Below are 25962 nucleotides of genomic sequence, written 5' to 3' on the forward strand. Positions count from 1 at the left end.
CAAATCCCATGCGTCAATGATGCGCGGTCTTCATTCGGTACGGCTCAGAGGATGGAAAAGCGCAGACCGAAGGAACGGCTTTCCCCCGGCTGAAGAATATTGAACTCACCGGCTGCCTCAAGCTCGCTACGCCCCACCCAGCGATGCGAAACCGGCTCGATGCCGAGCACGTTCGCCGGTGCCTGCTGGTTGCGCCACATCTGCAGATAGGGCAGCGTCTCCGTGCGAAAACGCACCGTGAGCGTCTTCCCGCCAATGGCCGCAATCGGGCCGAGTTTCAATTCCGCCCATTCAGTCTTGCCGGCCGACACGCAGAAAACAGTGCCCGGCTCCTCGCCAAAACGCCAGCCATGGCCGCCGCCATCCAGCATTGCGCCTTCAAGCCGCACCGCATCGTCAAACAGGCGAGCGCCGACATTCATATGGTACATCAGGAATACTGGGATCGGCCGCCCGGACGTATTGACGATCCTGTCATCGAGGCTGACCTCGCCGCTTTCGCCATCGATCTTCCATGTCCGTTCCAGCAGCGCCGTGCCGCCATCGGCAAGCTTCACGGGAACCTCGACGCGCGCCAGCGCATTGGACTCGAGAACATCGAACGCGGTGATCGTTGCGGGATGCGAGGAGAAGGAGCCGTGCAAGGGATATCGACGCCCCTCGCGGTCACCATCAATCGGTTCGGGATGACGGATATGATCGGGACCACAGGTAAAAAGAAAGCCTTCAAGCGAGTGGTCGATACGCGCATCGCCATCATCGGGAATGGCGCGGCCGGGCGCGATGTCTATGCCATCGACGACGCAGGCGCCGATATCGAAAACGGAGGTCTCATCGAGGAAAATGCGTGGCGATCTGCCAGCCTGAAACGAACGCAAGACAACCTCCCTGTGGCATTAAAAACGCGTGGTTCACGGAAACGCTACTAACCGTGACGGAAATTAAGATTGCATTAACCGCGAATTCATCTTTTTCACAATAGGGTCAAGATTACGGTGTGTTTATCGGTGACGAAGCAAGGGATAGCAGAATCGTGAAACAGTTTCTTAACGCAGCTCTGGGCCTGACGATCGCCGTGGCGTCGATTTTCGCTCCGCTACAGGCTGGCGCGCAGCAGCGTTATGGCGAACAGACCATGCTGGTTACGCCGGATGGCCGCGTTCTCGATTTCATGCCGGAACGTGGCGACATCGTCATCAGCCGTGACGCGATGGGCCGTACCGTGTTCTATGACCAGTACGGCAACCTGCTGGCCACCGAAATGCCCTCCGGCTACCAGCAGCGGCAGCAGGTACGCCAGCGCGACACCACCTATTATCCACCCGCCCCCGGCGGCGAGTATCGTGAGCCGCCGCGCGACTACGGTTATCAGGACAACGGCAACGTGCGCGATTATCGCGAATATCGCGGCGACGGCTCCGATGAGAATCTCTACACCGGTTCCGTGCCAGCCCCCGGCGCGGTGGAAAGCGGCCCGCTCGGCCAGCCGATGCCGGGAGAAAGCACCACGGCCGCCGTTCCGCAACCGGACCACCTGATCGAGCGGCATACGCCGGTAACGACGCCGGTCAACCGTTCCCGCCAGGAAATCGTCGCGCTCCAGACCTTCCTCGACCGCGAGGGCATCTCCCCCGGCGTGATCGACGGGAAGATGGGCGACAATGTCAACAAGGCCATAGCCGCTTGGCAAGACATGACGGGCGAAAAGCTCGACCCGAACAATTCAGAAGACATTCTGGAACGCCTGCGCGCCTCGGGCGGCATGCCGATTGTGGATTACACGATCACCGCCGCCGATGCAGCCGGCCCCTACGTGGCCTCCATCCCGGACGACTATGCCGAGAAATCGCAGCTTCCTGCCCTTTCCTTCACGTCGACCTCGGAAGCGCTGGCCGAACGCTTCCATATGGATGAGAACTATCTGAAAGAGCTGAACCCCGGCGTCGATTTCTCCGTGCCCGGCACCATCATCAAGGTCGTCAATCCCGGCGAGGCGAAGAAGGGGCAGGTCGCCCGCATCGTTGCGCACAAGGGTATCAAGCAGGTCTTCGCCTATGGGCAGGACGGCAATCTGATTGCCGCCTATCCCGCCACGATCGGCTCCACGGACACGCCCTCGCCAAGCGGCACCCATACGGTAGAGCGTATCGCGCTCAATCCGGGCTACACCTATAATCCCAAGATCAACTTCAAGCAGGGTCAGAACGACAAGATCCTGCAGATCCCGCCCGGCCCGAACGGTCCTGTCGGCACTGTCTGGATCGCCCTGTCGAAGCCGACCTACGGCATTCACGGCACGCCGGAACCCTCGAAGATCGGCAAGACGAACAGCCATGGCTGTATTCGCCTGACCAACTGGGATGCCACCGAACTGGCGAAAATGGTCCGTCCCGGTGTGGTGGTCGAATTCGCGGAATAAATCGACTGGAAAGAAAAAGAAAAAGCCCGGTGGTCCGGGCTTTTTTAGTTATGACGTTTCAGTCGCGCTTTTCCGTCAGGAAATATAGCAGCGCGGCTACCGGAAGAGCAAAGCCGATCCAGGAGGCGGCTTGCCATTCGCCAACCGCATAGGCCCAGCCGCCAACGGCGGAACCAATTGCACCGCCCATGAAAAATGTCGCCATATAGATGCCGTTCAGGCGGCTGCGGAATTCCGCCCCCAGCGTGAAGATCGCCCGCTGCCCAAGCACCAGATTGGTGGTGACACCGAAATCCAGAACGATTGCGGCAATGACAAGAATGGCGAGCGCCAGATGCGATCCCTCGGGCGCAAGATGCGTGACGGCGAAAGAGAGTGCTACCGCCAGCAGTGCAAAGAATGTCGCCGCCCGCGTCCATCCGCGATCGGCCATCCGCCCGGCAATCGGGGCGGCGACGGTGCCGGCCGCACCAGCCAGTGCGAAGAGTGCGATCTCACCCTGGCTGAGATTGAAATGCGGCCCACTCAGATAAAGAGGCGTCGTGGTCCAGAACAGGCTGAAGGCCGCGAAGAGAAACGCATGATAGATCGCCCGCCGCCGCAGGACCGGCGTGTGAAGCGCCAGCCGGCCCATCGAAGCCATCAAGGCGCCATAGCTCAGCCGCGCTTCAGGCACACGGGTCGGCAGGAGCCGGAAAAGCACCACGGCAAGAAGCGCCATGACGGCCGCAGACGTCAGAAACACACCGCGCCAGGAGACAATTTCCGACAGAAGGCTGGAAACCGGCCGCGCCAGCATGATGCCGGCCATCAACCCACTCATGACATTGCCGACCACCCGCCCGCGAATGGCGTGCGGCGCCATATGGGCCGCATAGGGAACGATGACCTGCACCGCCACCGAACTGACCCCTACCAGGAAGGCTGCGATCAGAAACGGCGTCGCATGTGGCGCGAATGCTGCGGCCGCAAGGGAAAGCACCGCCATGGAGACGGAGCCGACGACCAGCTTGCGGTTTTCCACGAGATCGCCGAGCGGCACGACAAACAGCAGACCGACACCGTAACCGATCTGTGTCAGGGTCACGATCAGCCCCGTCGCGCCAGCGGAAAGACCAAGCTCCGCACCGATGATGCCGGCAAGCGGCTGACCATAATAAAGGTTGGCCGCGATCAATCCGCAGGCTGTCGCCAGCAGGAAAGTCAAAGCCGGGGAAATGGATGGTGCCTGAATATCATCGCCATCAATTACACGCGTCGTCATCATTTTCTCCAATATGGAAACAATCGTTTCCTAAATATTCACAAAATTACTCGGCAAGCCTCATGGCAATATCCACCACGGCCACCATGTCTTTAAGGCTCCGCCCTGTCTTTCCCACCACGCGCATACCGTACATCATGCACAGCATCGCCCGCGCAAGATCATCGGGATCAGCCTTGGACCGCACGGAACCATCCTTCTGCCCTTCGGCAACGAGGCGGGCGACGATCCGCTCCCTCGCCTTCACGGCCCTCTCGACCACAACGGCGATGTCGTCGTCCAGTGCCGCCAGATCAGCAGCGGCACCAACCACCAGACATCCATCGGAGCCGACACCGCCGTGGGATCGTTCGGCGTAAAACATCAGCCCCGCTCTCAGCCGCTCATAACCGGTGTCGAAACCGGCCACAGCTGCCTCGAAACGCTCGGTCTGCATGATCCTGTAGCGCTCCATCGTCGCGATGAAGACGGCTTTCTTATCCTTGAAGGCCTTGTAGAGGCTACCCTGGGCCAGCTCCATCGCATCGGTAAGATCGCCTACCGAGGTGGCGTGATAACCGCGCCGCGAGAATACCTTGATCGCGCCATCGAGCGCGCGTTCAAGATCGAACTCGCGCGGTCTGCCGCGATGGCGCTGTTCCGGGGAATGGGGCTGGCTGAAATTGCTCATGAGCCGAATATAGGAAACGATCATTTCCAAATCAAGCAAAAATTTAGCGCCATGAAGAGGTCGCGGGAGCGCCTCGTAAAGGCGCCTCTTCTCCGCATTTTTGTGGGGAACCCATTTCACCAAACCGTCGCACCGTCGCCGCAACCGGGCCGGATTGGCAACGCGAGGTCAGGCAGCCCTGCGTGTCACGAGACGTGCCAGGTGCGCAACGCGCCTCGGAAGTCTTTTCGGCAGGAGGTTGATGACTTCCTCGGCAAAGGCCGCCGCATTTTCTACCGCCTTGTCGATATTGCTAACCTTCTTGCCATCCAGACAGAGAAGCGTGCCGCCATAGTCGAAAATATCGCGATAGGCCGCCCGCTCGACAATCGCCGTGTTGAGCACGGAGACGTTCTTTTCCGCCAGCAGCATCTTGACGAGCAACAGCGAACGCGTTGCTACCATGGCGTTGACCCGTGTCAGCACGATGGAATGGGCGATCGCCTTGCCCATCTTGCGGTTCAGGAATTCGATGTGATCGAGAACTTCGGCAGCGCCACGCGCATCCATGGCCGATCCCTGTACCGGGATCAGAACATGATCGGAAATACCGAGCGCCATGGTCAAAAGCGGCGTTTTTGCGCCGGGCAGGTCAATGATGAAACAGTCTGTATTGGCCCGGTTTTCGCGAATGTGGCCTTCAAGCGAAGCCATCGTCACATGCGAAATCACTGACAGGTTTTCTACCATGCCCGAGAGTTCGTACCAGCGGGAAATCCACAATTGCGGATCGGCATCCAGAACCGTCACCCGATGGCCGCTACGGGCGAGTTCGGTCGCCAGAAGCAGCACAGCCGTGGTTTTTCCGGCGCCGCCCTTGGTATTGGCGAAAGTGATGACTGACATGATACCCCCTGTTTGTCAGAGCCGTTTCATGCTCATTCACGCACCGACGCACTTCATGGTGCTTTCCATAATCTTAACGAACAGGGTTAATAAAACGCTAATAACGATTACGCCGCGGAACAAAAAGCCCGCGATGGCGTCGCGGGCTTCGTGGATTAGAGGTCGTATGGTCGCTCGGCACCGATGCGGGGTACAGCGTCGCCGCAGGTTTCTTCTCCCCGCCGGGGAGAAGAAACAAGCGGCACCCTCTCAGCCTCTCACAAACCTGGCGATCAAAGGTAACTCCTTAAAAGCAAGCCTCAAAAAGCGCCTTGGTATTCTCAAGCGTCATCGGCACCGGATTGCCGCCGCAGCTCGGGTCCTTGATCGCTTCCGCCGCCAGTTCGTCGATACGATCCGGCTTGATGCCCATGGCGGTGAGGTTCTCAGGCACGCCGAGTTCCTTGCGAAGCTCCAGCACATAGTCATAAAAGCCGTCGAAACCGCCGGAAATGCCAAGATAGGCAGCGGCGCGGGCAATCTTGTCCTCGATGGCAGGACGGTTGAAGCGCAGCACGGCCGGCATGACGACGGCATTGGTCATGCCGTGATGGGTGTTGTAGACAGCGCCGATCGGATGCGAGAGCGAATGGATGGCGCCGAGGCCCTTCTGGAAGGCAACCGCCCCCATGGCCGCCGCCGCCATCATGTTGGTGCGCGCTTCGATATCCGTGCCATCCTTATAGGCGCGCGGCAGGAATTCCTTGACGAGACGCAGGCCCTCCAGCGCCACACCGGCACTCATCGGATGATAGAAGGGCGAGGAATAGGCCTCCAGGCAATGGGCGAAAGCATCCATGCCCGTGCCGGCCGTGATGACTTTCGGCATACCAACCGTCAGCTCCGGATCGCAAATGACGACGCCGGGCAAGAGCTTCGGATGGAAGATGATCTTTTTCACATGCGTCTGCGAATTGGTGATGACGCTGGCGCGACCGACTTCCGAACCGGTGCCGGCCGTCGTTGGAACCGCGACAATGGGCGCGATCTTTGAGGCGTCCGCGCGGGTCCACCAGTCGCCAATATCCTCGAAATCCCAGACCGGGCGGGTCTGCCCGGCCATGAAGGCGATGGTCTTGCCAAGATCGAGGCCCGAGCCGCCGCCGAAAGCGACGACGCCGTCATGGCCGCCATCGCGATAAGCTTTCACACCCGCTTCCATGTTGATTTCGTTCGGGTTCGGATCGACCTCGGCGAAGATCGCCCGGCCGAGACCCGCCTCTTCCAGCACATCCAGCGCATGCGCGGTAATCGCCATATTGGCAAGGCCGCGGTCCGTAACGAGAAGCGGCTTCTTGATACCAAGCGTCTTGCAGGCTTCCGCCAGTTCCTTGATCCGGCCACGGCCAAGCTTGACGGCGGTGGGATAGCTCCAGTTGGCGACGATATTCATTTCGTGACTTTCTTCAGATGGTAGGATTTCGGACGGGTCAGGTTCTGGAAACCGAGGACGGAGAGCGAACCGCCACGGCCCGTTTCCTTCACACCGGTCCAGCAAAGCGCCGGGTCGAGATAATCAGCGCGGTTCATGAACACGGTTCCGGTTTCGATCTCGCGGCCGATGCGCCCGGCACGGGCGGCATCTTGTGTCCAGAGCGAAGCGGTCAGCCCGTATTTGCTGTCGTTCATCAGCGCGATGGCTTCGTCATCGTTCTTCACCTTCATGATGCCGACCGCCGGGCCGAAGGTTTCTTCGGTCATGAACTCCATGGAGTGATCGACGTTGACGAGGACTTGCGGCGCGACATAGGCGCTTTCGCCATCATCGGCAGGGAACAGCTTTGGATCGACCAACGCCTTGGCCCCCTTCGAGACGGCATCGGCAATCTGCGCACGAACCACCTTGGCAAAACGCTTGTTGGCCATCGGCCCGAGCGTCGTTTCCTGTTCCAGCGGATTGCCGAGCTTGTAGTTCGACACCCACGCGACCGACTTCTCGACAAAGGCGTCATAGAGGTTTTCGTTGACGTAGATGCGCTCGATGCCGCAGCAGCATTGCCCGGAATTATAGGTGGCGCCATCCATCAGCGTATCGACGGCGGCATCGAGGTCGGCATCCTCCATGACGTAACCGGGATCCTTGCCGCCGAGCTCAAGCCCGAGACCGGTGAAGGTGCCGGCAGCGGCGCGCTCGATCGCGCGGCCGCCTTCCACCGAACCGGTGAAGTTGACGAAGTTGAAAAGGCCCTCGGAAATGAGCGCAGAGGTCGTGCCATGGTCGAGGAAGACATTGATGAAGACATCGTCAGGCACACCGGCCTCGACAAAAGCCCGCACCATGCGCTCGCCCACCAGCAGCGTCTGCGCCGCATGTTTGATGACGACCGTATTGCCGGACATCAAAGCCGGCGCGACGGTGTTGATCGCCGTCATGTAAGGATAGTTCCAGGGCGCAATGACGAAGACCACGCCATGCGCCTCACGCTCGATGCGGCGTTCGAAATTGCCGCTTTCCTCGATGACGAGCGGCGCCAACGCATCGGCTGCAATGGAGGCGACATAGTTGGAGCGTTCGTTGAAGCCCTTGAACTCGCCGCCATAGCGCACCGGACGGCCCATCATATGGGCAAGTTCCGGCACGACCTCGTCCACCATTTCGTTGAGGCGTGCGACACCTTTCAGAACCAGCTGAACGCGGTCCTCAAGCGGGCGTCGTGCCCAGTCCTTCTGCGCCTTGCGCGCCTTTGAAACGGTGGCCCGTGCCGCCTCCAGCGACATCGCCTCCCGCTCGGCATAAACCGAGCCGTCGATGGGCGAGATATTCTGGATCATGGTCATGATGTTTTCCCGTAATGATTAGGCTCGTTCGAAACCGCGCGCCACTTCCCAGTCGGTCACGCGGCGGTCGTATTCTTCCTGTTCCCACGCCCCGGCGCGGACGTAATGATCGATCACATCGTCGCCAAAGGCGCTGCGCAGCATTTTCGATCCGTCCAGAAACGCGGTGGCGTCACGCAGCGTCTTGGGTATCTCGCGCACATCCTTGCCGCCATAGGCATCGCCGACAAATTCGGGCTCAAGTTCAAGTTTATTTTCGATGCCGTCAATGCCCGCTGCAAGCAGGGCGGCCATGGCGAGATAGGGATTGAGATCGGAGCCGCCCACGCGGCATTCGATGCGGATGCCCTTGGTATCGGCGCCACAGAGGCGATATCCCGCCGTGCGGTTGTCGAGGCTCCAGATCGCTTTTGTGGGCGCGAAGGTACCCGCCATGAAACGCTTGTAGGAATTGATGTACGGGGCGAGGAAATAAGTGATTTCACTGGCGTGGGCCAGCAGCCCGGCAACATAATGCCGCATCAATTGCGACATGCCGTGCTCCGCATCTTTGTCCAGGAACGCGGGCGTCTTCCCGTCAAGGCTCCACAGCGACTGGTGAATATGTGAGGAACTGCCGGCGGCATTGTAGTTCCACTTGGCGAGGAACGTCACGGCCTTGCCTTTGGACCACGCGATCTCCTTGGTGGCGTTCTTGATGATCGCGTGCCTGTCTGCCATGGTCAGCGCATCGGCATAACGAACATTGATCTCCGCCTGCCCCGCGGACGCTTCGCCCTTGGAATTTTCAACCGGAATGCCGGCCCCCTGCAGGCCCTTGCGCAGCGCCCGCATCACATCTTCCTCCTTGGTCGTCTGGAAGATGTGGTAATCTTCATTATAGCCGCTGGCGAGGTTCAGCCCCTTGTAACCGCTGGCGCGCGCCGCGTCGAAAGTCTGGTCGAAGAGGAAGAATTCAAGTTCGGTCGCCATATAGGCCTTCAGCCCCATGGCCTCCAGCCGAGCCACCTGCTTCTTGAGAAGCGCGCGCGGCGAATGCGGAACCTCTTCGTGGGTGTGATGATCGAGCACGTCGCACAGCACCAGCGCCGTGCCTTCCAGCCACGGCACACGGCGCAGCGTCGAAAGATCGGGCTTCAGGACATAATCGCCGTAACCCTTCTCCCAGCTGGAGGATTTGTAACCGGGAACGGTCTCCATCTCCATATCGGTGGCAAGCACATAGTTGCAGCTATGGGTTTCCTCAAAGGCGCTTTCGACGAAGAATTCAGCCTGGAACCGTTTGCCCATCAGACGCCCCTGCATGTCGACAAGGCAGGCCAGAACCGTGTCGATGCGCCCTTCGGCGACATCCATTTTAAGCGCGTCAAATGTGTAGCTCGTCATTTTATCCGTTCCCTTTATTGTCGTGACCGGGCGGCCGGAATGCGGCCGCCCGTTTGTTTAAGCATCAGGCCTTTGCAGCCGCCGCTGCCATGGCAGCCTGCTTGTGCTCCAGCGCGAATTCCTCTTCCGGCGAGAGGATGAGGCGATGACGGCCGATGAAAGCGAAATAGGCGATGGCGACCGCAAACCAGACGGCGACCCAGAGCACGCCCTTTGTGAAGTTCGGATCCTGGATCTGGTAAAGCAGCGTGACGATGGCGATGATGACAGTCAGCACCGCACCTGGAATGCCGAAGGGCGAACGGAACGGCCGCTCGATATGCGGCAGGTTCTTCCGAAGCAGGATGAAGGAAATCGCCTGCATGATGTAGGAGAACATCGCGCCGAACACAGCCATGTTCAAAAGCACGCTACCGATGATGCTGCCGCCCTGTTCCGCACCCAGCGCAAACCAGATGACCAGCATGACCGCAAGGCCGACGATCGCGCCGGTGATGTTGGCCACGTATGGCGTGCGGTATTTCGAGTGGGTAATCGACAGCACGGTCGGGAAATAACCCGCACGCGACAGCGAATAGATCTGGCGACCCTGCGCATAGAGAATCGTATGGAAGCTGGCGATGAGGCCGGTAAGCGCGACGAGACCGAGCAGCACCACACCGCCATCGCCATAGATCGCCTTGAAGCCATCAAGCAGCGGCTCAAGCGAGGAGCTGAGATGGAAGGCGCCGACGCCCGGCAGCGACGGGTTGAGCAGCACGATCATGAAGGCCGAAACCATCAGCGTGACCATGCCAAGGATGATTCCCTTCGGCATGTCGCGTTTCGGATCGACGGATTCCTCAGCCGCGAGCGGCAGCTGCTCGATGGCGAGGAACAGCCAGACCGCGAAAGGCAGCGTGGCGAGAACGCCCGAAAAACCGAACGGGAAGAACGAGCCACCGCCCTCCGGCAGTTCCACCGCCTTGCCATCAGGTCCGACGCCGATGTTGAGCGCAAAACGCGAAAAATCGATATTGGGAATGGCACTGATCCAGAAGAACACCAGAACGGCGAGCGAAATCAGCGTGATGACGAGCGTCACCTTGAAGGAAAGCTCGAGCCCGAAGACGTTGAGAGCAAGGAATATAGCGTAAAACGCCATCCACACGAAGGGTGAATAGGCCGGATCGAGGCCGAGAATCGAGTTCACATAGGCTGTGATGAAGGTGACGACGACCGCCGGCGTCAGCACATATTCAACATTCTCGCAAAGGCCGGTGATGAAGCCGCCCCATGGGCCCATGGCCGTGCGGGCGAAGGAATAGGCCGCACCCGTGTGTGGCAGCGCCGGGCTCATTTCGGCGATCGAGAATGTCAGCCCAAGATACATGATGGCGATGATGATGCCCGCCACCAGCATGCCGCCCCAGCCGCCGGTGGAGAAACCGAAATTCCATCCGGAAAAATGCCCTGATATGACCGCGCCGACGCCAAGCGACCAGAGCGACCACACGCCCGCATAACGGGATAGTCCGCGTTTTTCGAAATAGGATGCATCAGCTTTCTTGTAGCTGACGCCTGACGATGAACTGTCCATGCCCTTCTCTCCTGATAAGAAAAAAACAAGCCAGTCAGCCGTTATTGGCCGATTGTGCCCCAGTCTTCGGCGCCATCAGGAAACTCCCGGATCGCGCCGCACGCATCTGCTGTTCCCGTACCGCTTCGTTTTCCGGCTTCTTTGACCGGATGGCGGCAGTCTCCCTTCGACGCCTGACCCCGGTGTGTTCACCATCGGCCGGCCCCTGCTCCCTCACTCGTCGATCGATGCGAGTGCCTTCCCCATAAGCTCGTGTAGAAATGCGGCGATGTTCGCCTGCTCTCCTTCATCGGCGATCAGATCGTTGCGGATCTCGATCATGACGTTCAAAAGCCCGTCCGGCAGCGCATGCAGTCGCAACGTATGCGTCACGCCATCTTCCGGGCCATAAGGATCGTTGCGATTGACCGTGAGCGAGGCCCCTTCGGCGCCTGTCAGCATGGCGTCAGCGAGACGGCTGTCGGTATCATGCAGGATGCCGATCTCAACCTCGCGGAACCGGCCATGATAAACCGGCGTGAAACTGTGGATGGTCACCACCACCACCTTGCGGCGCTTCGCCTGCCGCTCGGCGATGATCTCGCTCACCCGGTCGTGAAACGGCACATACAGCGCTGACGTTCGGGCAAACCGCTCCGCTTCGGTGAGGTCGAAATTGCCGGGAATATCATACACTTCGCTTCTCACCGGCATGGCGGACGGCGATTCGGGGGGCCTGTTGCAATCATAGACCAGGCGGGAAAACCTCTGATAAATGAGCGTCGCGTCGAGCTTCTCCGAAAGCAGACGGGCAACGGCCAGAGCGCCGGGGTCCCATGCCACATGACTTGAAAGAACCTCGGGCGACAGGCCGAGCGTGCCTAATCTTTGCGGGACGGTGGCCGAAGCATGTTCGCAGACGAGCAGGACATCGCCCGCCGCACCGGCATTCTCGATGCCAACGGCCTGCCCTTCCGCTTCTGTGAAAAACCGCGAACGCACCGTCATGCACGTACCCCACCCGGAAAACCGTCTTCCCTAACGGCGAAAAGAATTCTTCACATTATGGCGGGTGTCAAATGGAATTTTGAAATTTTCTCTTCATTTTTCCATTGACTCAATCACGGGCAGAGATGTTTATTTTAGCCCACACACCGGCAGAAAGACCGGAAGGGGAAAGATTTGCGCAACACCGCGGCCACCGTGTCGGACGTCATCCATGCCCATTACGACGCGCTGACACGTTCCGAAAAACGGCTGGCAGAAAGCCTGCTCGGCAATTATCCGGTGTCCGGCCTCGGCAGCATCACCACGATTGCCGAAAATGCCGGTGTTTCCACCCCGACAGTGGCGCGGATGGTGCAGAAGCTCGGCTATAAGGGCTACCCCGAATTTCAGGCCCATCTGCACCAGGAGCTGGAAGCGACGATCTCCGGTCCGGTGGCCAAACATGACCGCTGGGCAACCAATGCGCCGGGCCTGCACATTCTCAACCGTTTCGCCGACGCCATTACCGGCAATCTGCGCGATACGCTTGGGGATCTCGATACCGCCGTCTTCGACAATGCCGCCGCGCTGCTTTCCGACCGCAAGCGCAGCATCTACTTCGTCGGCGGGCGCATCACCGGTGCGATTGCCGAATATTTCTTCACCCACATGCAGGTGATCCGGCGGAAGACAACGCTGATGTCGTCCAACTCCAGCGCCTGGCCGCAATATATGCTGAATATGAGCGCCGGCGATGTGCTCGTCATTTTCGACATCCGCCGTTACGAGCACGATATGACGACGCTGGCAGAGGTGGCCAAGGCAAATGGGGTGCAGATCATCCTCTTTACCGACCAGTGGACATCGCCGGTGGCGCGTCATGCGCTGCATATTTTCCGGGTCAAAATAGAGGCCCCGTCCGCGTGGGATTCGTCTGTCGTTACGCTTTTTGTCGTCGAGGCGCTGATCGAAGCGGTGCAGAGCGGCACGTGGGACGAAACCAAGGAACGCATGAACGCACTGGAGGGCCTGTTTGAACAGACACGCCTGTTCCGACGCCCTGATAGAACGTGAATATGCGTAGCCGGCATACGACTTGACGCCGATGCCGCACGCTGATTGGATACCTGCGATCGCTACCAGCACGATAAAGCAGGGGAAAAACCAAGCTGGGGAACGCATCTGGTCTAATGGACAAAAACGGTCAACTCGCGCAATCGCTGGCAAAAAGCCCGATAATGGCGGAAAATGGGTTTAAAGTGGCGGAATCCGGATAAATGAATTGCCATCCAGCCGTCACATTAGCTTCATCGAGAATCCGTATCAGCGTCCGCAATATGAGAACACGAAGAGGAGAAAAAAGTGATCTCTCACTGCCGCCGACTGCTTGCTACAACCACCGCACTGGTCATCGCCTCCACCGCTATTGCCGCCGCTGAGCCGAGCGCCGAACTGATCGCCGCCGCCAAGAAGGAAGGCATGCTGACCACCATCGCCCTGCCGCACGACTGGTGTGGTTACGGCGACGTGATCGCCGCCTTCAAGGCGAAATATCCGGAAATCACCGTCAATGAACTGAACCCCGACGCCGGCTCCGCCGACGAAGTCGAAGCAGTCAAGGCAAACAAGGACAATAAGGGCCCGCAGGCGCCTGACGTCATTGACGTCGGTCTTGCTTTCGGCCCGCAGATGAAGGCCGAAGGCCTGCTGCAGCCCTACAAGGTCTCCACCTGGGACGAAATTCCTGACAACGTCAAGGATCCCGAAGGTTACTGGTATGGCGACTATTACGGCGTGATGTCGTTCTTCGTGAACAAGGATCTTGTCAAGGAAACGCCGAAGGACTGGGCAGACCTTCTGAAGGCTGACTATTCCGGTCAGGTCGCGCTTGCGGGTGACCCGCGCGCCTCCAACCAGGCTATCCTCGGTGTTCTCGCCGCCGGTCTTTCAACCGGAGCAAAATCCGGCAAGGAAGCCGGTGAAGCCGGCCTGAAATATTTCGCCGACCTCAACAAGGCTGGCAACTTCCTGCCGACTATTGGCAAGGCCGGTACACTTGCACAGGGTGCCACGCCGATTATCGTTGCCTGGGACTATAATGCGCTGTCCTGGAAGAAGACGCTGAACGACAACCCGCCGACGGAAGTCGTCGTTCCCGAGAAGGGCGTTCTCGCCGGTGTTTACGTGCAGGGCATTTCCGCTTACGCCCCGCATCCGAATGCTGCCAAGCTGTGGATGGAGCACCTCTACTCCGACGACGGTCAGCTCGGCTGGCTGAAGGGTTATTGCCACCCGATCCGCTTCAACGCCATGGTCAAGGCCGGCAAGGTTCCGCAGGACCTGATCGACAGCCTGCCGCCGGCAGCAGCCTATGAAAAGGCGATCTTCCCGACGCTCGAGGAAGTCGATGCCAACAAGGCGGCCGTCACTGGCGGCTGGGATAGCGTTGTCGGCGCGAACGTGAAGTAAATTGTTGAAAACGCACCCCGGCCGATCAAAGCCGGGGTGCTTCTTTTATAATATAGACCTTTATAGACAGACCGTTTGAAAACGGCGTTTGGGGACAAGGATGCCATCAACCAACACCGGCGGACCATCCGACGCGCGCAGAAAGCTGCCGCTGCATTGGATAGGCGTCGTACCTTTTGCCGTTTTTGTGCTGCTGTTTCTGATTATGCCGACGATGAAGATCGTCGTTGGCGCGTTCCAGCGGACAGACGGAACTTTCACGCTTGAAAATATTGCAGGGCTTTTTACCGCATCCATCCTTTCGGCCTACTGGATCTCGATAAAGATCAGCCTCGCTTCTGCAGCGCTCGGCTGCCTCATCGGCTTTGCCGTCGCCGCGGCCGTAGTGCTCGGTGGTCTGCCGCAGCGTATCCGCGGACCGCTTCTCACCTTTTCAGGCGTCGCCTCGCAATTCGCCGGGGTACCGCTTGCCTTCGCATTCATCGCCACGCTTGGCCCGGTCGGCCTCCTGACCGTCTTCCTGAAGACGCAGGTCGGCATCGATCTCAGGATGCTCGGCTTCAACATCCTGTCCTTCTGGGGTCTCACCGTCACCTATCTGTTCTTCCAGATTCCGCTGATGATCCTCATCATCACGCCCGCGCTTGACGGCCTGAAGCGCGAATGGCGCGAAGCGGCGGAAATTCTCGGAGCCACCGGCTTTCAATATTGGCGCATGGTGGCCTTTCCGATCTTGCTGCCGTCGCTGCTCGGCACCATGTCGCTGCTGTTTGCCAATGCCTTCGGCGCAGTGGCCACCGCAATTGCGCTCACCGGCTCCTCGCTCAACATCGTACCGATCCTGCTCTTCGCGCAGATTCGCGGCGACGTTCTCGGCAATCCGCATCTCGGTTACGCGCTCGCCTTCGGCATGATCGTCGTGACAGGCATTGCCAATGCACTTTATATCTGGCTGCGCGCCCGCAGCGAAAGGTGGCTGAAATGAAGCGTTTCTTCGCCTGGGGCGCGCTGATTTTCGGCCTGCTCTATTTCGCCCTGCCGCTGATCGGCATGACCAATTTCTCGCTGAAAATGCGGCGCGGCGAATATTCTTTCGACGCTTATGCCAAGGTGCTGGGCGACCCGCGCTTCCAGGAAACCTTCAGCTATTCCGTCGTCATGGCGCTGTTCACCATCATTTTCGGCGTCCTGCTGGTGGTGCCGACCGCCTATTGGGTGCGTCTGAAACTGCCGGGCCTGCGCCCCTATATCGAATTCATCACGCTTCTGCCGCTGGTCATCCCGGCCATCGTCATCGTCTTCGGTTATATCAGGCTTTACAACACCTCCAGCTGGCTGCCGCTGACCGGCACGAGCTTCGGCACCAACCTGCTTCTGATGTTCGGTTATGCCACGCTCGCCCTGCCCTATATGTACCGCGCCGTCGATACCGGCCTCAGAACCATCGACGTGGCGACCCTGACGGAAGCGGCGCAGAGCCTTGGCGCGGGCTGGACGACCATCCTCTCGCGCATCATCCTGCCCAATGTTCTGGTCGCCGTGCTGTCGGGCGCCTTCCTGACCTTTGCCATCGTCATCGGTGAGTTCACCATGGCAGCCCTTTTGAACCGCCCGGCCTTCGGCCCCTACATGCAGCTGCTGGGTGCCAACCGCGCCTATGAACCGGCCGCGCTTGCCGTGATTTCCTTCGGCATCACCTGGGGTTGCCTCGGTCTGATCCAACTCGTTTCACGCTACCAGAAGGGCGCGCCTCCCAAGGCCTGAGGACAATATTTCATGAGCTTTTTGACACTTAGCAACATCAAGAAATCCTTCGGCTCCGTCCAGGTCGTACATGATTTCAACATGGCCATCGAAAAGGGCGAGTTCGTCTCCTTCCTCGGGCCATCGGGCTGCGGCAAGACCACGGTACTGCGCATGATCGCCGGTTTCGAAATCCCGACCGGAGGGTCGATCGTCATCAACGGCAAGGACCAGACAACGCTCCGGCCCAACCAGCGCAATATTGGCATGGTGTTCCAGGCTTATGCGCTGTTCCCGAACATGAATGTCTATGAAAACGTCGCCTTCGGCCTGAAAGTCGCAGGCAAACCGAAAGCCGAAATCGACGCGCGCGTGAAAGAAATGCTCCAGCTCATCCACCTGGAGCATCTGGCTGACCGTTATCCCTACCAGATGTCGGGCGGCCAACAGCAACGCGTGGCGTTGGCCCGTGCGCTCGCGCCGAAGCCGGAAGTGCTTTTGCTGGACGAACCGCTCTCGGCACTCGACGCCAAGATCCGTGTTTCGCTGCGCGAGGAAATCCGCCAGATTCAGCAGAAACTCGGCATCACCACCATTTTCGTGACCCACGATCAGGAAGAGGCCCTGTCGATTTCCGACCGCATCGTTGTCATGAATGCCGGCCGCGCCGACCAGATCGGCTCGCCCTTCGATATCTACAACACGCCCGCGACCCGCTTCGTCGCTTCCTTCGTGGGCACGCTGAACCTCATCGACGCGATCGTGGCGGACTCCTCATCCAACACCATCCAGGTCGGGGAGCAGCAGATCACCCTGCAAAAGCCGGTCAATGCGGCAAATGGCGAAAAAATCACCCTTGCCCTGCGCCCTGAAGCGGGTTCGCTCGGCAGCGACGCGAAAGGCGATGTCGCCATTTCCGGCACGGTCACCTCCAGCCAGTTCCTCGGCTCGGTCATCCGCACCCGCCTCGATCTCGGCGGATCCACTCTGTCATTCGACATGTTCAACGATCCCGGCACAGCACCGCCCGCCGTCGGTGAGCAGGTCACGCTGAAATTCGCAGCCGGCGACCTGATGCTCATCAAGGACTAAAACGCTTTTCCAGACGCAAAACCGCTTCGCCCATTTGCGGGAGATGGTAGAGCAGGTATGACTTCGAACCTGCATACCAACGATGTGAGGCCATGATGCGCGCGCTTTATTACGAACGATTCGGTGAGACCCCCGTTGTCGCGTCCCTGCCGGATCCGGAACCGACAGATGGCGGTGTGGTCATCGAGGTAAAGGCCACCGGCCTTTGCCGAAGCGATTGGCACGGTTGGATGGGACATGACCCGGATATTCGCCTGCCGCATGTTCCCGGCCACGAATTCGCCGGGGTGATTGCCGCTGTCGGCAAGAACGTCACCCGTTTCAAGACCGGTGATCGCGTCACCGTTCCCTTCGTCTCAGGCTGCGGCCATTGCCACGAATGCCGCTCCGGCAACCAGCAGGTCTGTGAGGCGCAGTTCCAGCCCGGCTTCACCCATTGGGGCTCCTTCGCCGAGTATGTCGCGATCGATTACGCCGATCAGAACCTCGTGCATCTGCCCGATGCGATGAGCTACGCAACGGCGGCCGGCCTCGGCTGCCGGTTTGCCACCTCCTTCCGGGCAGTGACCGATCAGGGACGCCTGAAGGGCGGTGAATGGCTGGCGGTGCATGGCTGCGGCGGCGTCGGCCTGTCTGCCATTATGATCGGCGCCGGCCTCGGTGCGCAGGTCGTCGCCATCGACATCGCCGAAGACAAGCTCGAAATGGCCCGTCAGCTCGGCGCAACGGCCACCATCAACAGCCGGTCCGTGGCCGACGTCTCCGAAGCGGTGCGCGAGATCACTGGCGGTGGTGCACATGTTTCGGTCGATGCGCTGGGTCACCCGCAAACCTGCTGCAACTCCATCAGCAATCTGCGTCGGCGCGGCCGTCACGTGCAGGTGGGCCTCATGCTGGCAGACCACGCCATGCCCGCCATCCCTATGGCCCGGGTGATCGCCCACGAGCTGGAAATCTACGGCAGTCACGGCATGCAGGCGTGGCGTTACGACGATATGCTGGCCATGATCGAAAGCGGCAGGCTCGCGCCAGAAAAGCTGATCGGCCGCCACATCTCCCTGACCGAGGCCGCAGCTGCCTTGCCCGCCATGGACAGCTTCAGGGAAAGCGGCATCAGCATCATCGACCGTTTCGAATAGGGATAATGGCTTTTGACACGGTGACCGTTTAAGTGTCTTCCGTCAGGAGGAGCCAAACATGCTGTTTCTCGATAGCGTAACCACAAAAGAGAACCTCGACGGAAGCGACGTCTACCCCTTCTCCGTCCCTGCGCTGCGCCATCTGCAACGTCTTGAGTTCAAGACGCCGATCACCTTTTTCGCCGGCAATAACGGTTCGGGCAAATCAACACTGCTGGAAGGACTGGCGGCGGGAATGACTGCCTATGCCATCGGCAATCACGGTCAGGTAACCGGCGACCTTTACCTTCAGCACGCCGAGACCGTGGCGAAGTCGTTCTATTTCGCCCGCAAGAAATATCCGAAAATCCGCATGTTTCTGCGCGCCGAAGACGTGCTTGGTTATATCCGCCGCCAGAATGAGGAAGCGCTGGACGATTTTCGCTGGGAGCGGGATAAGGCACTGAAAAAAGGCGAGGATTTTCCGGAGGAGACGCCCGAGACATTTCGCAGGATCGTCAGGAACAATATACTCGACCGCCGTTCCCACGGCGAAGGGTTTATGGACATCATGCAGCAGAGGTTGCACGGTGCCGGTCTTTATTTTCTGGATGAACCGGAAAGCCCGCTTTCAATGCAGAAACAGCTCGAACTCGCCGCGCTCATCCGCCATGCGGCCGATCGAGGCGGGCAATTGATCATCGCCACCCATTCGCCCGTCCTTCTGGCCATTCCAGAGGCAACGATTTATCATTTCGACGAGGATGGCATCACCGAACGTCTTTATGACGAGTTGGAGACCATAATCTTCCTGCGGCGCTTTCTCGACAGCCCATCGAAATACCTGAGTGATTGAACAGCATAAGGCTTGAAATCGCGCTGCGCTTGCCGCATTCCCATAAGTAATACGAAATTTAGAAAAGAAGCAGCCTCATGTCTCCCACCACCACACCGGCGGCAGCCCGGCCCCTCAATAGCCAGGATTACAAAACGCTCGGCCTTTCGGCCCTGGGCGGTGCGCTCGAATTTTACGACTTCATCATTTTCGTATTTTTCGCGACCGTGATCGGCCATCTGTTCTTCCCGCCTGAGATGCCGGATTGGCTGGTGATGATCCAGACCTTCGGCATCTTTGCCGCCGGTTATCTGGTGCGGCCGCTGGGCGGTATCGTACTGGCGCATTATGGCGACCGTTACGGCCGCAAGCGTGTCTTCGCTTTCTCGATCCTCTTGATGGCTCTTTCCACGCTGGGCATGGCACTGATGCCGACCTACGCCACCATTGGCGTGGCCGCTCCCATCCTGCTCATCATCCTGCGCATGCTGCAGGGTGCCGCCATCGGCGGTGAAGTGCCCGGCGCCTGGACCTTCGTTGCCGAACACGTGCCCTTCCGCCGCGTCGGCCTCGCCTGTGGTTTCCTCACCTCCGGTCTTTCCTTTGGCATCATGCTGGGCTCGTTGATCGCCTTTGCCATCAATTCGCTTTTCACGCCGGAAGACGTGGCCGGTTACGCCTGGCGCATCCCCTTCCTGCTCGGCGGCATTTTCGGCCTCATCGCCGTTTATCTGCGCCGCTGGCTGGAAGAGACGCCGATCTTCATGGAAATGAAGAAGTCGAAGTCACTTACGGACAAGCTGCCGCTCGGGCTGGTGCTGAAGCACCATATGCGCGGCGTGATCATCTCCGCCCTGCTGACCTGGGTTCTGTCAGCGGCAATCGTCGTCACCACGCTGATGACGGCGACCTTCCTGCAAAAGCTCTACGGCTATACGCCAACGCAGGCGCTCGCCGGCACCAGCTTCGGCACGCTGTTCCTGATCTTCGGCGTCATCATTGCCGGCGCGCTGATCGACCGTATCGGCTCCGGCCTCTTCTTCATGGGCGCCAGCATCTTCTTCGGCATCGCCACCTTCACCTTCTACAGCTACGCCGGCACCTCGCTTCAGACCATGTTCGTGCTTTACGGCGTCATGGGCCTTTCGGTCGGCATGGCCGGTGCGGTGCCCTACGTCATGGTGCGGGCGTTCCCGGCATCCGTCCGTTTCTCCGGCCTCTCCTTCGCCTACAACGTCTCTTATGCCGTCTTTGGCGGGCTGACGCCGATCGGCGTGACGACGGCGCTTGCGATCAACCCCATGGCCCACGCCTGGTATCTGGTCTTCATCGCCGTCCTCGCCTTCGCGATCGGTCTCTACCTCTATCTGCGCGGCAGCGAGATAGAGAGCCATGTCGGCATTGAGGAACTGGCGGCGTTGCGGTCATAGGTTCCACAGTAAACAAAAAAGCGCGGGCAAGACCCGCGCTTTTTATTTGTCCCGGCAATGCGTGAACCATCAGGCCGCGCTATCGATTTTCTCCTCGCCGTTCGTCGGCACGTAGTTGAGCACAGGGCCGAGCCAGCGCTCCACTTCCTCAACCGGCATATCCTTGCGGCGCGCATAATCCAGCACCTGATCACGCTCCACCTTGGCAACGCCGAAATAATAGCTTTCGGGGTGGCCGATATAGATGCCCGACACGGAAGAGCCCGGCCACATGGCGTAGCTTTCCGTCAATTCCACGCCCGCCGCATTGGTGGCGTCGAGCAGGGCAAACAGCGTCTTCTTTTCGGTGTGGTCGGGCTGGGCCGGATAGCCAGGTGCCGGGCGGATACCGGCATAGGCCTCTCCAATCAGCTCATCACCGGCAAAAGCCTCATCCGGTGCATAACCCCAGAACTCCTTACGCACCCGCTCATGCATGCGCTCGGCGAAGGCCTCCGCGAAACGGTCGGCCAGCGCCTTGACGAGGATGGACGAATAATCGTCATTCGCCCGCTCGAAACGCTCGGCAATCGCCACTTCCTCGATACCCGCCGTTACCACGAAGCCGCCGACATAATCGGCAACACCGCTATCGACAGGCGCGACGAAATCGGACAGCGCCACATTGGGACGTCCGTCTCGCTTGGAAAGCTGCTGGCGCAGCGTGAAGAAGGTCGCCAGCTCTTCATTGCGGCTCTCATCGGTAAATAGCCTGATATCGTCGCCCACCGCATTAGCCGGCCAGAAGCCGATCACCGCGCGCGGCCGGAACCAGTTCTCCTCAATGATCTTCTTCAGCATCGCCTGCGCATCGCTATAGAGCTGACGCGCCGCCTCGCCCTGCTTCTCGTCATCGAGAATCGCGGGGAAGCGGCCCTTCAATTCCCAGGTCTGGAAAAACGGCGTCCAGTCGATATAGCGAGAAAGCTCTTCCAGATCATAGGTCTCGAATACCTTTGTGCCGAAGAATTGTGGCTTGACGGCGCTATAGCTCGACCAGTCAATCTTGTGCGCATTCTCGCGGGCGCGGGAAAGCGGCAGGCGCTGCTTCTCACGCTCGTTGCGGGCGTGAGCCTCTGCCACCTTGGCATATTCGCTGCGAATACCGTCGATATAAGCCGGCTTCTGCTCGGCGGAGAGAAGCGCCGACACGACGCCCACGGCGCGCGAGGCGTCGGTCACATAGATCGCCTGCCCCTGCTCATACCGCGGATGAATTTTTACCGCCGTATGCACACGGCTCGTCGTGGCGCCACCGATTAGCAGCGGGATGTCGAAACCCTGCCGTTCCATTTCTGCGGCCACATGCACCATCTCGTCCAGCGACGGCGTAATGAGGCCGGAAAGGCCGATCACATCCACCTTTTCGGCGATTGCCGTTTCGAGGATTTTCGTCGTCGGCACCATGACGCCGAGATCGATGATCTCGTAATTGTTGCAGGCGAGCACGACGCCGACGATGTTCTTGCCGATATCGTGCACATCGCCCTTGACGGTCGCCATCAGCACTTTGCCGGCCGCCTTCTTCTCTTCGCCGCCGTTCAGGCGCTTTTCTTCTTCCATGTAAGGAAGAAGCACCGCCACAGCCTGCTTCATCACGCGGGCAGATTTCACCACCTGCGGCAGGAACATCTTGCCCGAACCGAAGAGGTCGCCCACCACGTTCATGCCGGCCATCAGCGGCCCTTCGATGACGTGCAGCGGACGCTCCGCCTTCTGGCGCGCCTCTTCCGTATCGGCCTCGATATAGTCGGTGATGCCGTTGACCAGCGCGTGCTCCAGCCTTTTCTCGACGGGCAGCTCACGCCAGGAAAGATCCTGAACCTTGGTATCCTTGGCGCCCGTGCCCCGGAAACGCTCCGCGACCTCCAGCAGGCGTTCGGTCGCGTCATCGCGGCGGTTCAGCACCACGTCCTCGCAGGCCTCGCGAAGCTCCGGGTCGATATTGTCATAAACCGCAAGCTGACCGGCGTTGACGATGCCCATATCCATGCCAACCTGGATGGCGTGATACAGGAACACGGCATGCATCGCCTCGCGCACCGGTTCATTGCCGCGGAAGGAGAAGGAAAGGTTGGAAACGCCACCGGAAATATGCGTAAGCGGCATGGTTTCGCGGATGGTCTTGGTGGCCTCGATGAAATCAACGCCGTAATTATTGTGCTCCTCGATACCGGTCGCGACAGCAAAGACGTTCGGATCGAAGATGATGTCCTCAGGCGCCAGCCCGGCCTTTTCGGTCAGCAGCTTGTAGGCCCGCGCGCAGATTTCCACCTTGCGCTGATAGGTATCCGCCTGCCCCACCTCGTCAAAGGCCATGACAACGACTGCCGCGCCGTAATTGTGGACGAGCCGCGCCTGCTGGAGAAACTTCTCCTCGCCTTCCTTCAGCGAAATCGAGTTGACGATCGACTTGCCCTGAACGCATTTCAGACCGGCCTCGATGATCTCGAACTTCGACGAGTCGATCATGACAGGCACGCGGGCGATGTCGGGCTCGGCAGCGATGAGGTTCAAAAACTCCACCATCGCCTTTTCGGAATCGATCAGGCCTTCATCCATGTTGATGTCGATGATCTGCGCGCCGTTTTCCACCTGATCGCGGGCAACGGCCAGCGCCGCCGTGTAATCACCGGCGGTGATAAGCTTGCGGAACTTGGCCGAGCCGGTGACGTTGGTGCGCTCGCCGACGTTGACGAAGGGAATGTCCTTGGTCAGCACGAAGGGCTCAAGGCCCGAAAGCGACATGAAGGGCTTGTGCTCAGGGATCGGGCGCGGCTTGTAATCCTTCACCGCTTCGGCAATCGCCCGGATATGCTCCGGCGTCGAGCCGCAGCAACCGCCGACGATGTTGACGAGACCGTCGCGGGCAAAGCCTTGCACCTGACGCGCCATCATCTCAGGCGTTTCGTCATATTGCCCGAACTCGTTCGGCAGGCCTGCATTCGGATAGGCACAGACGAAGGTATCGGCGACATCGGACAATTCCTGCAGATGCGGACGCATGGCATCCGCACCGAGTGCGCAGTTAAGGCCGATGGTAAAGGGGTTGGCGTGGCGCACCGAATTCCAGAAGGCAGACGGCGTCTGGCCGGAAAGCGTGCGGCCGGATAGGTCTGTGATCGTGCCCGAGATCATGACCGGCAGGCGGATGCCCTTGGCCTCGAAACGCTCCTCGCAGGCGAAGATCGCCGCCTTTGCATTCAGCGTATCGAAGATCGTCTCGATGAGGATGATATCGGCGCCGCCATCGATCAGGCCGTCGATCTGCTCGCCATAGGCGATACGCAGATCGTCAAAGCTGACGGCGCGGTAACCGGGATTGTTGACATCTGGCGAAATCGAGGCCGTACGGTTGGTGGGGCCGATGGCGCCAGCGACAAAACGGCGGCGGCCATCTTCCCGCTCGGCGCGCTGGGCGGCGCGGCGGACGATCTGCGCACCCTCGCGGTTGAGGTCGTAGACGGCATTTTCCATCTCGTAATCGGCCTGCGCGATGCGGGTCGAGGAAAACGTGTTGGTTTCGAGAATATCCGCACCCGCCATGGCGTAGCGATAGTGGATGTCTTCGATAGCGTCCGGCTGGGTCAGAATCAGAAGGTCGTTATTGCCTTTCTGGTGACAGGCGCAGCCGATGAAGCGGTCACCACGAAAATGATCTTCGTCAAAACCGAGACCCTGAATCTGCGTGCCCATGGCGCCGTCGAGAATGAGGATGCGCTCGCTGGCGGCTTCGCGCAGCGCCTTGAAAATTTCCGCGCCGTCGCGCTTTGCCCCCTCAGGGCCAAACAGATCGTCAAACACGGGCACACTCCTCATTTCGATTTGCAAGATCGCAAGTCGTCAAGTCACATAAAGATATGTTTATGTCAATATATCTTCAAGGGACAGGCATGGCTTTGCGTCGTTGCGTCACGTTACGAAATATCGCTGACAGATGACAGGTTTATACGGCAAGGATATAAGCCGAAGCAGCAAACCGCATGGAGGACGCGATGTCTGAGGACGATCACAACAGCCGAAACTGGAATACCCTGCCCTGGCACCGCCAGTGGCTGGTAAAACAGGCCGAGGGGCTTTTCGACTTCTTCCAGTACCGGGCGCTCAATCCTGCCGGCGGCTTCTTCGATCTCGATGTCAAGGGCGCGCCGTTGCAGGCAAACGATCCCGTGCGCGGCATCCATGCCTCCGCGCGCATGGTGCATTGCTTCTCCATCGGCCATCTGCTCGGCCGTCCGGGCTGTGGCGATATTGTCGACCACGGCATGACCTATCTCTGGAACAGGCATCGCGACAGCGAGCATGGCGGTTATTTCTGGCAGGTTAACGATGCCGGCCCCGTGGACGCCACCAAGCAGGGTTACGGCCATGCCTTCGTGCTTCTGGCCGCCTCCTCCGCCAAGACCGTCGGCCACCCGCTCGCCGACCAGATGCTGGCCGATATTACCGAAGTGCTGGAAACCCGTTTCTGGGAAGAAAAACACGGCGCGATCGCCGAGGAATTCAACCGCGACTGGTCGCCCATCGATAATTATCGCGGCCAGAATTCCAATATGCATCTGACCGAAGCGTTGATGGCCTCCTATGAGGTGACCGGCGACAAAAACTACCTCGGCAAGGCCGAACGCATCGCCGATCTTCTCATCCGCCGTCGCGCCGGTGAACTGGATTTCCGGGTTCCGGAGCATTTCGACGACAACTGGACACTCGACAAGGACTATCGCGGCAACGAGATGTTCCGTCCCTCCGGCTCCACCCCCGGCCATTGGCTGGAATGGGCGCGCCTCCTCCTCCAGCTTTGGGTGTTGGGTGATCGCCGCCACGACTGGATGCCGGTGGCCGCCAAATCGCTGTTCGTGCAGTCCATGGCGCTTGGCTGGGATCGGGAAAAAGGCGGCTTCTTTTATACGCTCGACTGGAACGACAATCCCGACAAGCGGGCAAAGCTCTGGTGGCCCATGTGCGAAGCGGCGGGTGCGGCTCATTTTCTCAACGAGAACCTGCCGGCGGACCCTTTCTATGAAGACAGCTACCGCCGCATCTGGAGCACCATCGCCAACAGCTTCATCGACCATAAAAATGGCGGCTGGCATGAGGAACTGACGGAAAATCTGGTTCCCGCTCACACGCTGTTCCCCGGCAAGGGTGATATATACCACGCCCTCCAGGCCTGCCTCATCCCGCTTTTCCCGGCTACGGGCAGCCTGACAAGGGTGATCGGGGAAAGCGGCGGGGTTTATTAAGCGCGTT

Annotated in this window: 20 protein-coding genes; 10 read left to right on the forward strand and 10 right to left on the reverse strand. The window is 59.5% G+C overall.

The window, feature by feature from the left end; genetic code table 11:
- Nucleotides 1–44 precede the first annotated feature (44 nt).
- Nucleotides 45–878 carry an aldose 1-epimerase family protein gene (locus HQN82_RS08400; protein ID WP_080822954.1) on the reverse strand — a complete coding sequence of 278 codons (834 nt, stop codon included), beginning with the start codon at nt 876–878 and terminating at the stop codon, nt 45–47.
- A gap of 155 nt (nt 879–1033) precedes the next feature.
- Here HQN82_RS08400 and HQN82_RS08405 point away from each other — a divergent pair, with 155 nt between their 5' ends.
- Nucleotides 1034–2419, forward strand: a complete 1386-nt coding sequence (locus HQN82_RS08405) for a L,D-transpeptidase family protein (protein WP_173614752.1) — start codon at nt 1034–1036, stop codon at nt 2417–2419.
- A 58-nt stretch (nt 2420–2477) separates the two neighbouring features.
- Here HQN82_RS08405 and HQN82_RS08410 read toward each other — a convergent pair whose 3' ends face one another.
- The 8 genes from HQN82_RS08410 to HQN82_RS08445 form a co-directional block, all read right to left on the reverse strand.
- Nucleotides 2478–3683: an MFS transporter gene (locus HQN82_RS08410; RefSeq protein WP_173614753.1), complete on the reverse strand. Its 1206-nt coding sequence runs from the start codon at nt 3681–3683 to the stop codon at nt 2478–2480.
- Nucleotides 3684–3729: 46 nt separating this feature from the next.
- Nucleotides 3730–4377, reverse strand: a complete 648-nt coding sequence (locus tag HQN82_RS08415; RefSeq protein WP_173614754.1) for a TetR/AcrR family transcriptional regulator — start codon at nt 4375–4377, stop codon at nt 3730–3732.
- Between the two features lie 144 nt (nt 4378–4521).
- Nucleotides 4522–5238: a ParA family protein gene (locus HQN82_RS08420; RefSeq protein WP_004442847.1), complete on the reverse strand. Its 717-nt coding sequence runs from the start codon at nt 5236–5238 to the stop codon at nt 4522–4524.
- 286 nt (nt 5239–5524) lie between these two features.
- A complete protein-coding gene (locus tag HQN82_RS08425) occupies nt 5525–6670 on the reverse strand; it encodes an iron-containing alcohol dehydrogenase (protein ID WP_034498788.1) in 1146 nt (381 codons plus the stop codon).
- A complete protein-coding gene (locus HQN82_RS08430) occupies nt 6667–8055 on the reverse strand; it encodes an aldehyde dehydrogenase family protein (protein WP_173614755.1) in 1389 nt (462 codons plus the stop codon). Before HQN82_RS08430 ends, HQN82_RS08425 begins: the two co-directional genes overlap by 4 nt.
- Nucleotides 8056–8073: 18 nt before the next feature.
- Nucleotides 8074–9441: a glutamine synthetase family protein gene (locus HQN82_RS08435; protein WP_006697733.1), complete on the reverse strand. Its 1368-nt coding sequence runs from the start codon at nt 9439–9441 to the stop codon at nt 8074–8076.
- A gap of 64 nt (nt 9442–9505) precedes the next feature.
- Nucleotides 9506–11020: an amino acid permease gene (locus tag HQN82_RS08440; RefSeq protein ID WP_112766581.1), complete on the reverse strand. Its 1515-nt coding sequence runs from the start codon at nt 11018–11020 to the stop codon at nt 9506–9508.
- 213 nt (nt 11021–11233) lie between these two features.
- Nucleotides 11234–12007, reverse strand: a complete 774-nt coding sequence (locus HQN82_RS08445; protein ID WP_004442857.1) for an N-formylglutamate amidohydrolase — start codon at nt 12005–12007, stop codon at nt 11234–11236.
- Nucleotides 12008–12181: 174 nt separating this feature from the next.
- Between HQN82_RS08445 and HQN82_RS08450 the strand changes: the two genes are divergently transcribed.
- The 8 genes from HQN82_RS08450 (at nt 12182) to HQN82_RS08485 (ending at nt 20673) form a co-directional block, all read left to right on the forward strand.
- A complete protein-coding gene (locus tag HQN82_RS08450) occupies nt 12182–13060 on the forward strand; it encodes a MurR/RpiR family transcriptional regulator (protein WP_173614756.1) in 879 nt (292 codons plus the stop codon).
- 288 nt (nt 13061–13348) lie between these two features.
- A complete protein-coding gene (locus HQN82_RS08455; protein WP_006697730.1) occupies nt 13349–14455 on the forward strand; it encodes an ABC transporter substrate-binding protein in 1107 nt (368 codons plus the stop codon).
- A gap of 100 nt (nt 14456–14555) precedes the next feature.
- Nucleotides 14556–15440 (forward strand): ABC transporter permease, encoded by an 885-nt coding sequence (locus tag HQN82_RS08460; RefSeq protein WP_037089843.1) that lies wholly within the window; start codon nt 14556–14558, stop codon nt 15438–15440.
- Nucleotides 15437–16219, forward strand: coding sequence for an ABC transporter permease (locus HQN82_RS08465; protein WP_004442862.1), 783 nt, complete (start codon nt 15437–15439; stop codon nt 16217–16219). Before HQN82_RS08460 ends, HQN82_RS08465 begins: the two co-directional genes overlap by 4 nt.
- A 12-nt stretch (nt 16220–16231) precedes the next feature.
- Entirely contained in the window at nt 16232–17290 is a 1059-nt protein-coding gene (locus HQN82_RS08470; RefSeq protein ID WP_004442863.1) for an ABC transporter ATP-binding protein, read from the forward strand.
- A 95-nt stretch (nt 17291–17385) separates the two neighbouring features.
- Nucleotides 17386–18429, forward strand: a complete 1044-nt coding sequence (locus tag HQN82_RS08475) for a zinc-dependent alcohol dehydrogenase family protein (protein ID WP_112554331.1) — start codon at nt 17386–17388, stop codon at nt 18427–18429.
- 58 nt (nt 18430–18487) lie between these two features.
- The gene (locus tag HQN82_RS08480) at nt 18488–19264 is read left to right on the forward strand and encodes an AAA family ATPase (protein WP_112553945.1); all 777 of its coding nucleotides are present in this window, start codon (nt 18488–18490) and stop codon (nt 19262–19264) included.
- Between the two features lie 77 nt (nt 19265–19341).
- Nucleotides 19342–20673, forward strand: a complete 1332-nt coding sequence (locus tag HQN82_RS08485; protein WP_112766582.1) for an MFS transporter — start codon at nt 19342–19344, stop codon at nt 20671–20673.
- A 69-nt stretch (nt 20674–20742) separates the two neighbouring features.
- Here the strand turns inward: HQN82_RS08485 and metH are convergent, their stop codons facing one another.
- Complete coding sequence (gene metH / locus HQN82_RS08490; RefSeq protein WP_142184897.1) at nt 20743–24516, reverse strand: methionine synthase; 3774 nt, start codon at nt 24514–24516, stop codon at nt 20743–20745.
- A gap of 179 nt (nt 24517–24695) precedes the next feature.
- Between metH and HQN82_RS08495 the strand changes: the two genes are divergently transcribed.
- Nucleotides 24696–25955, forward strand: coding sequence for an AGE family epimerase/isomerase (locus tag HQN82_RS08495; RefSeq protein ID WP_162699400.1), 1260 nt, complete (start codon nt 24696–24698; stop codon nt 25953–25955).
- Nucleotides 25956–25962 lie beyond the last annotated feature (7 nt).

Source organism: Agrobacterium pusense (assembly GCF_013285525.1).
GTDB lineage: Bacteria > Pseudomonadota > Alphaproteobacteria > Rhizobiales > Rhizobiaceae > Agrobacterium > Agrobacterium pusense.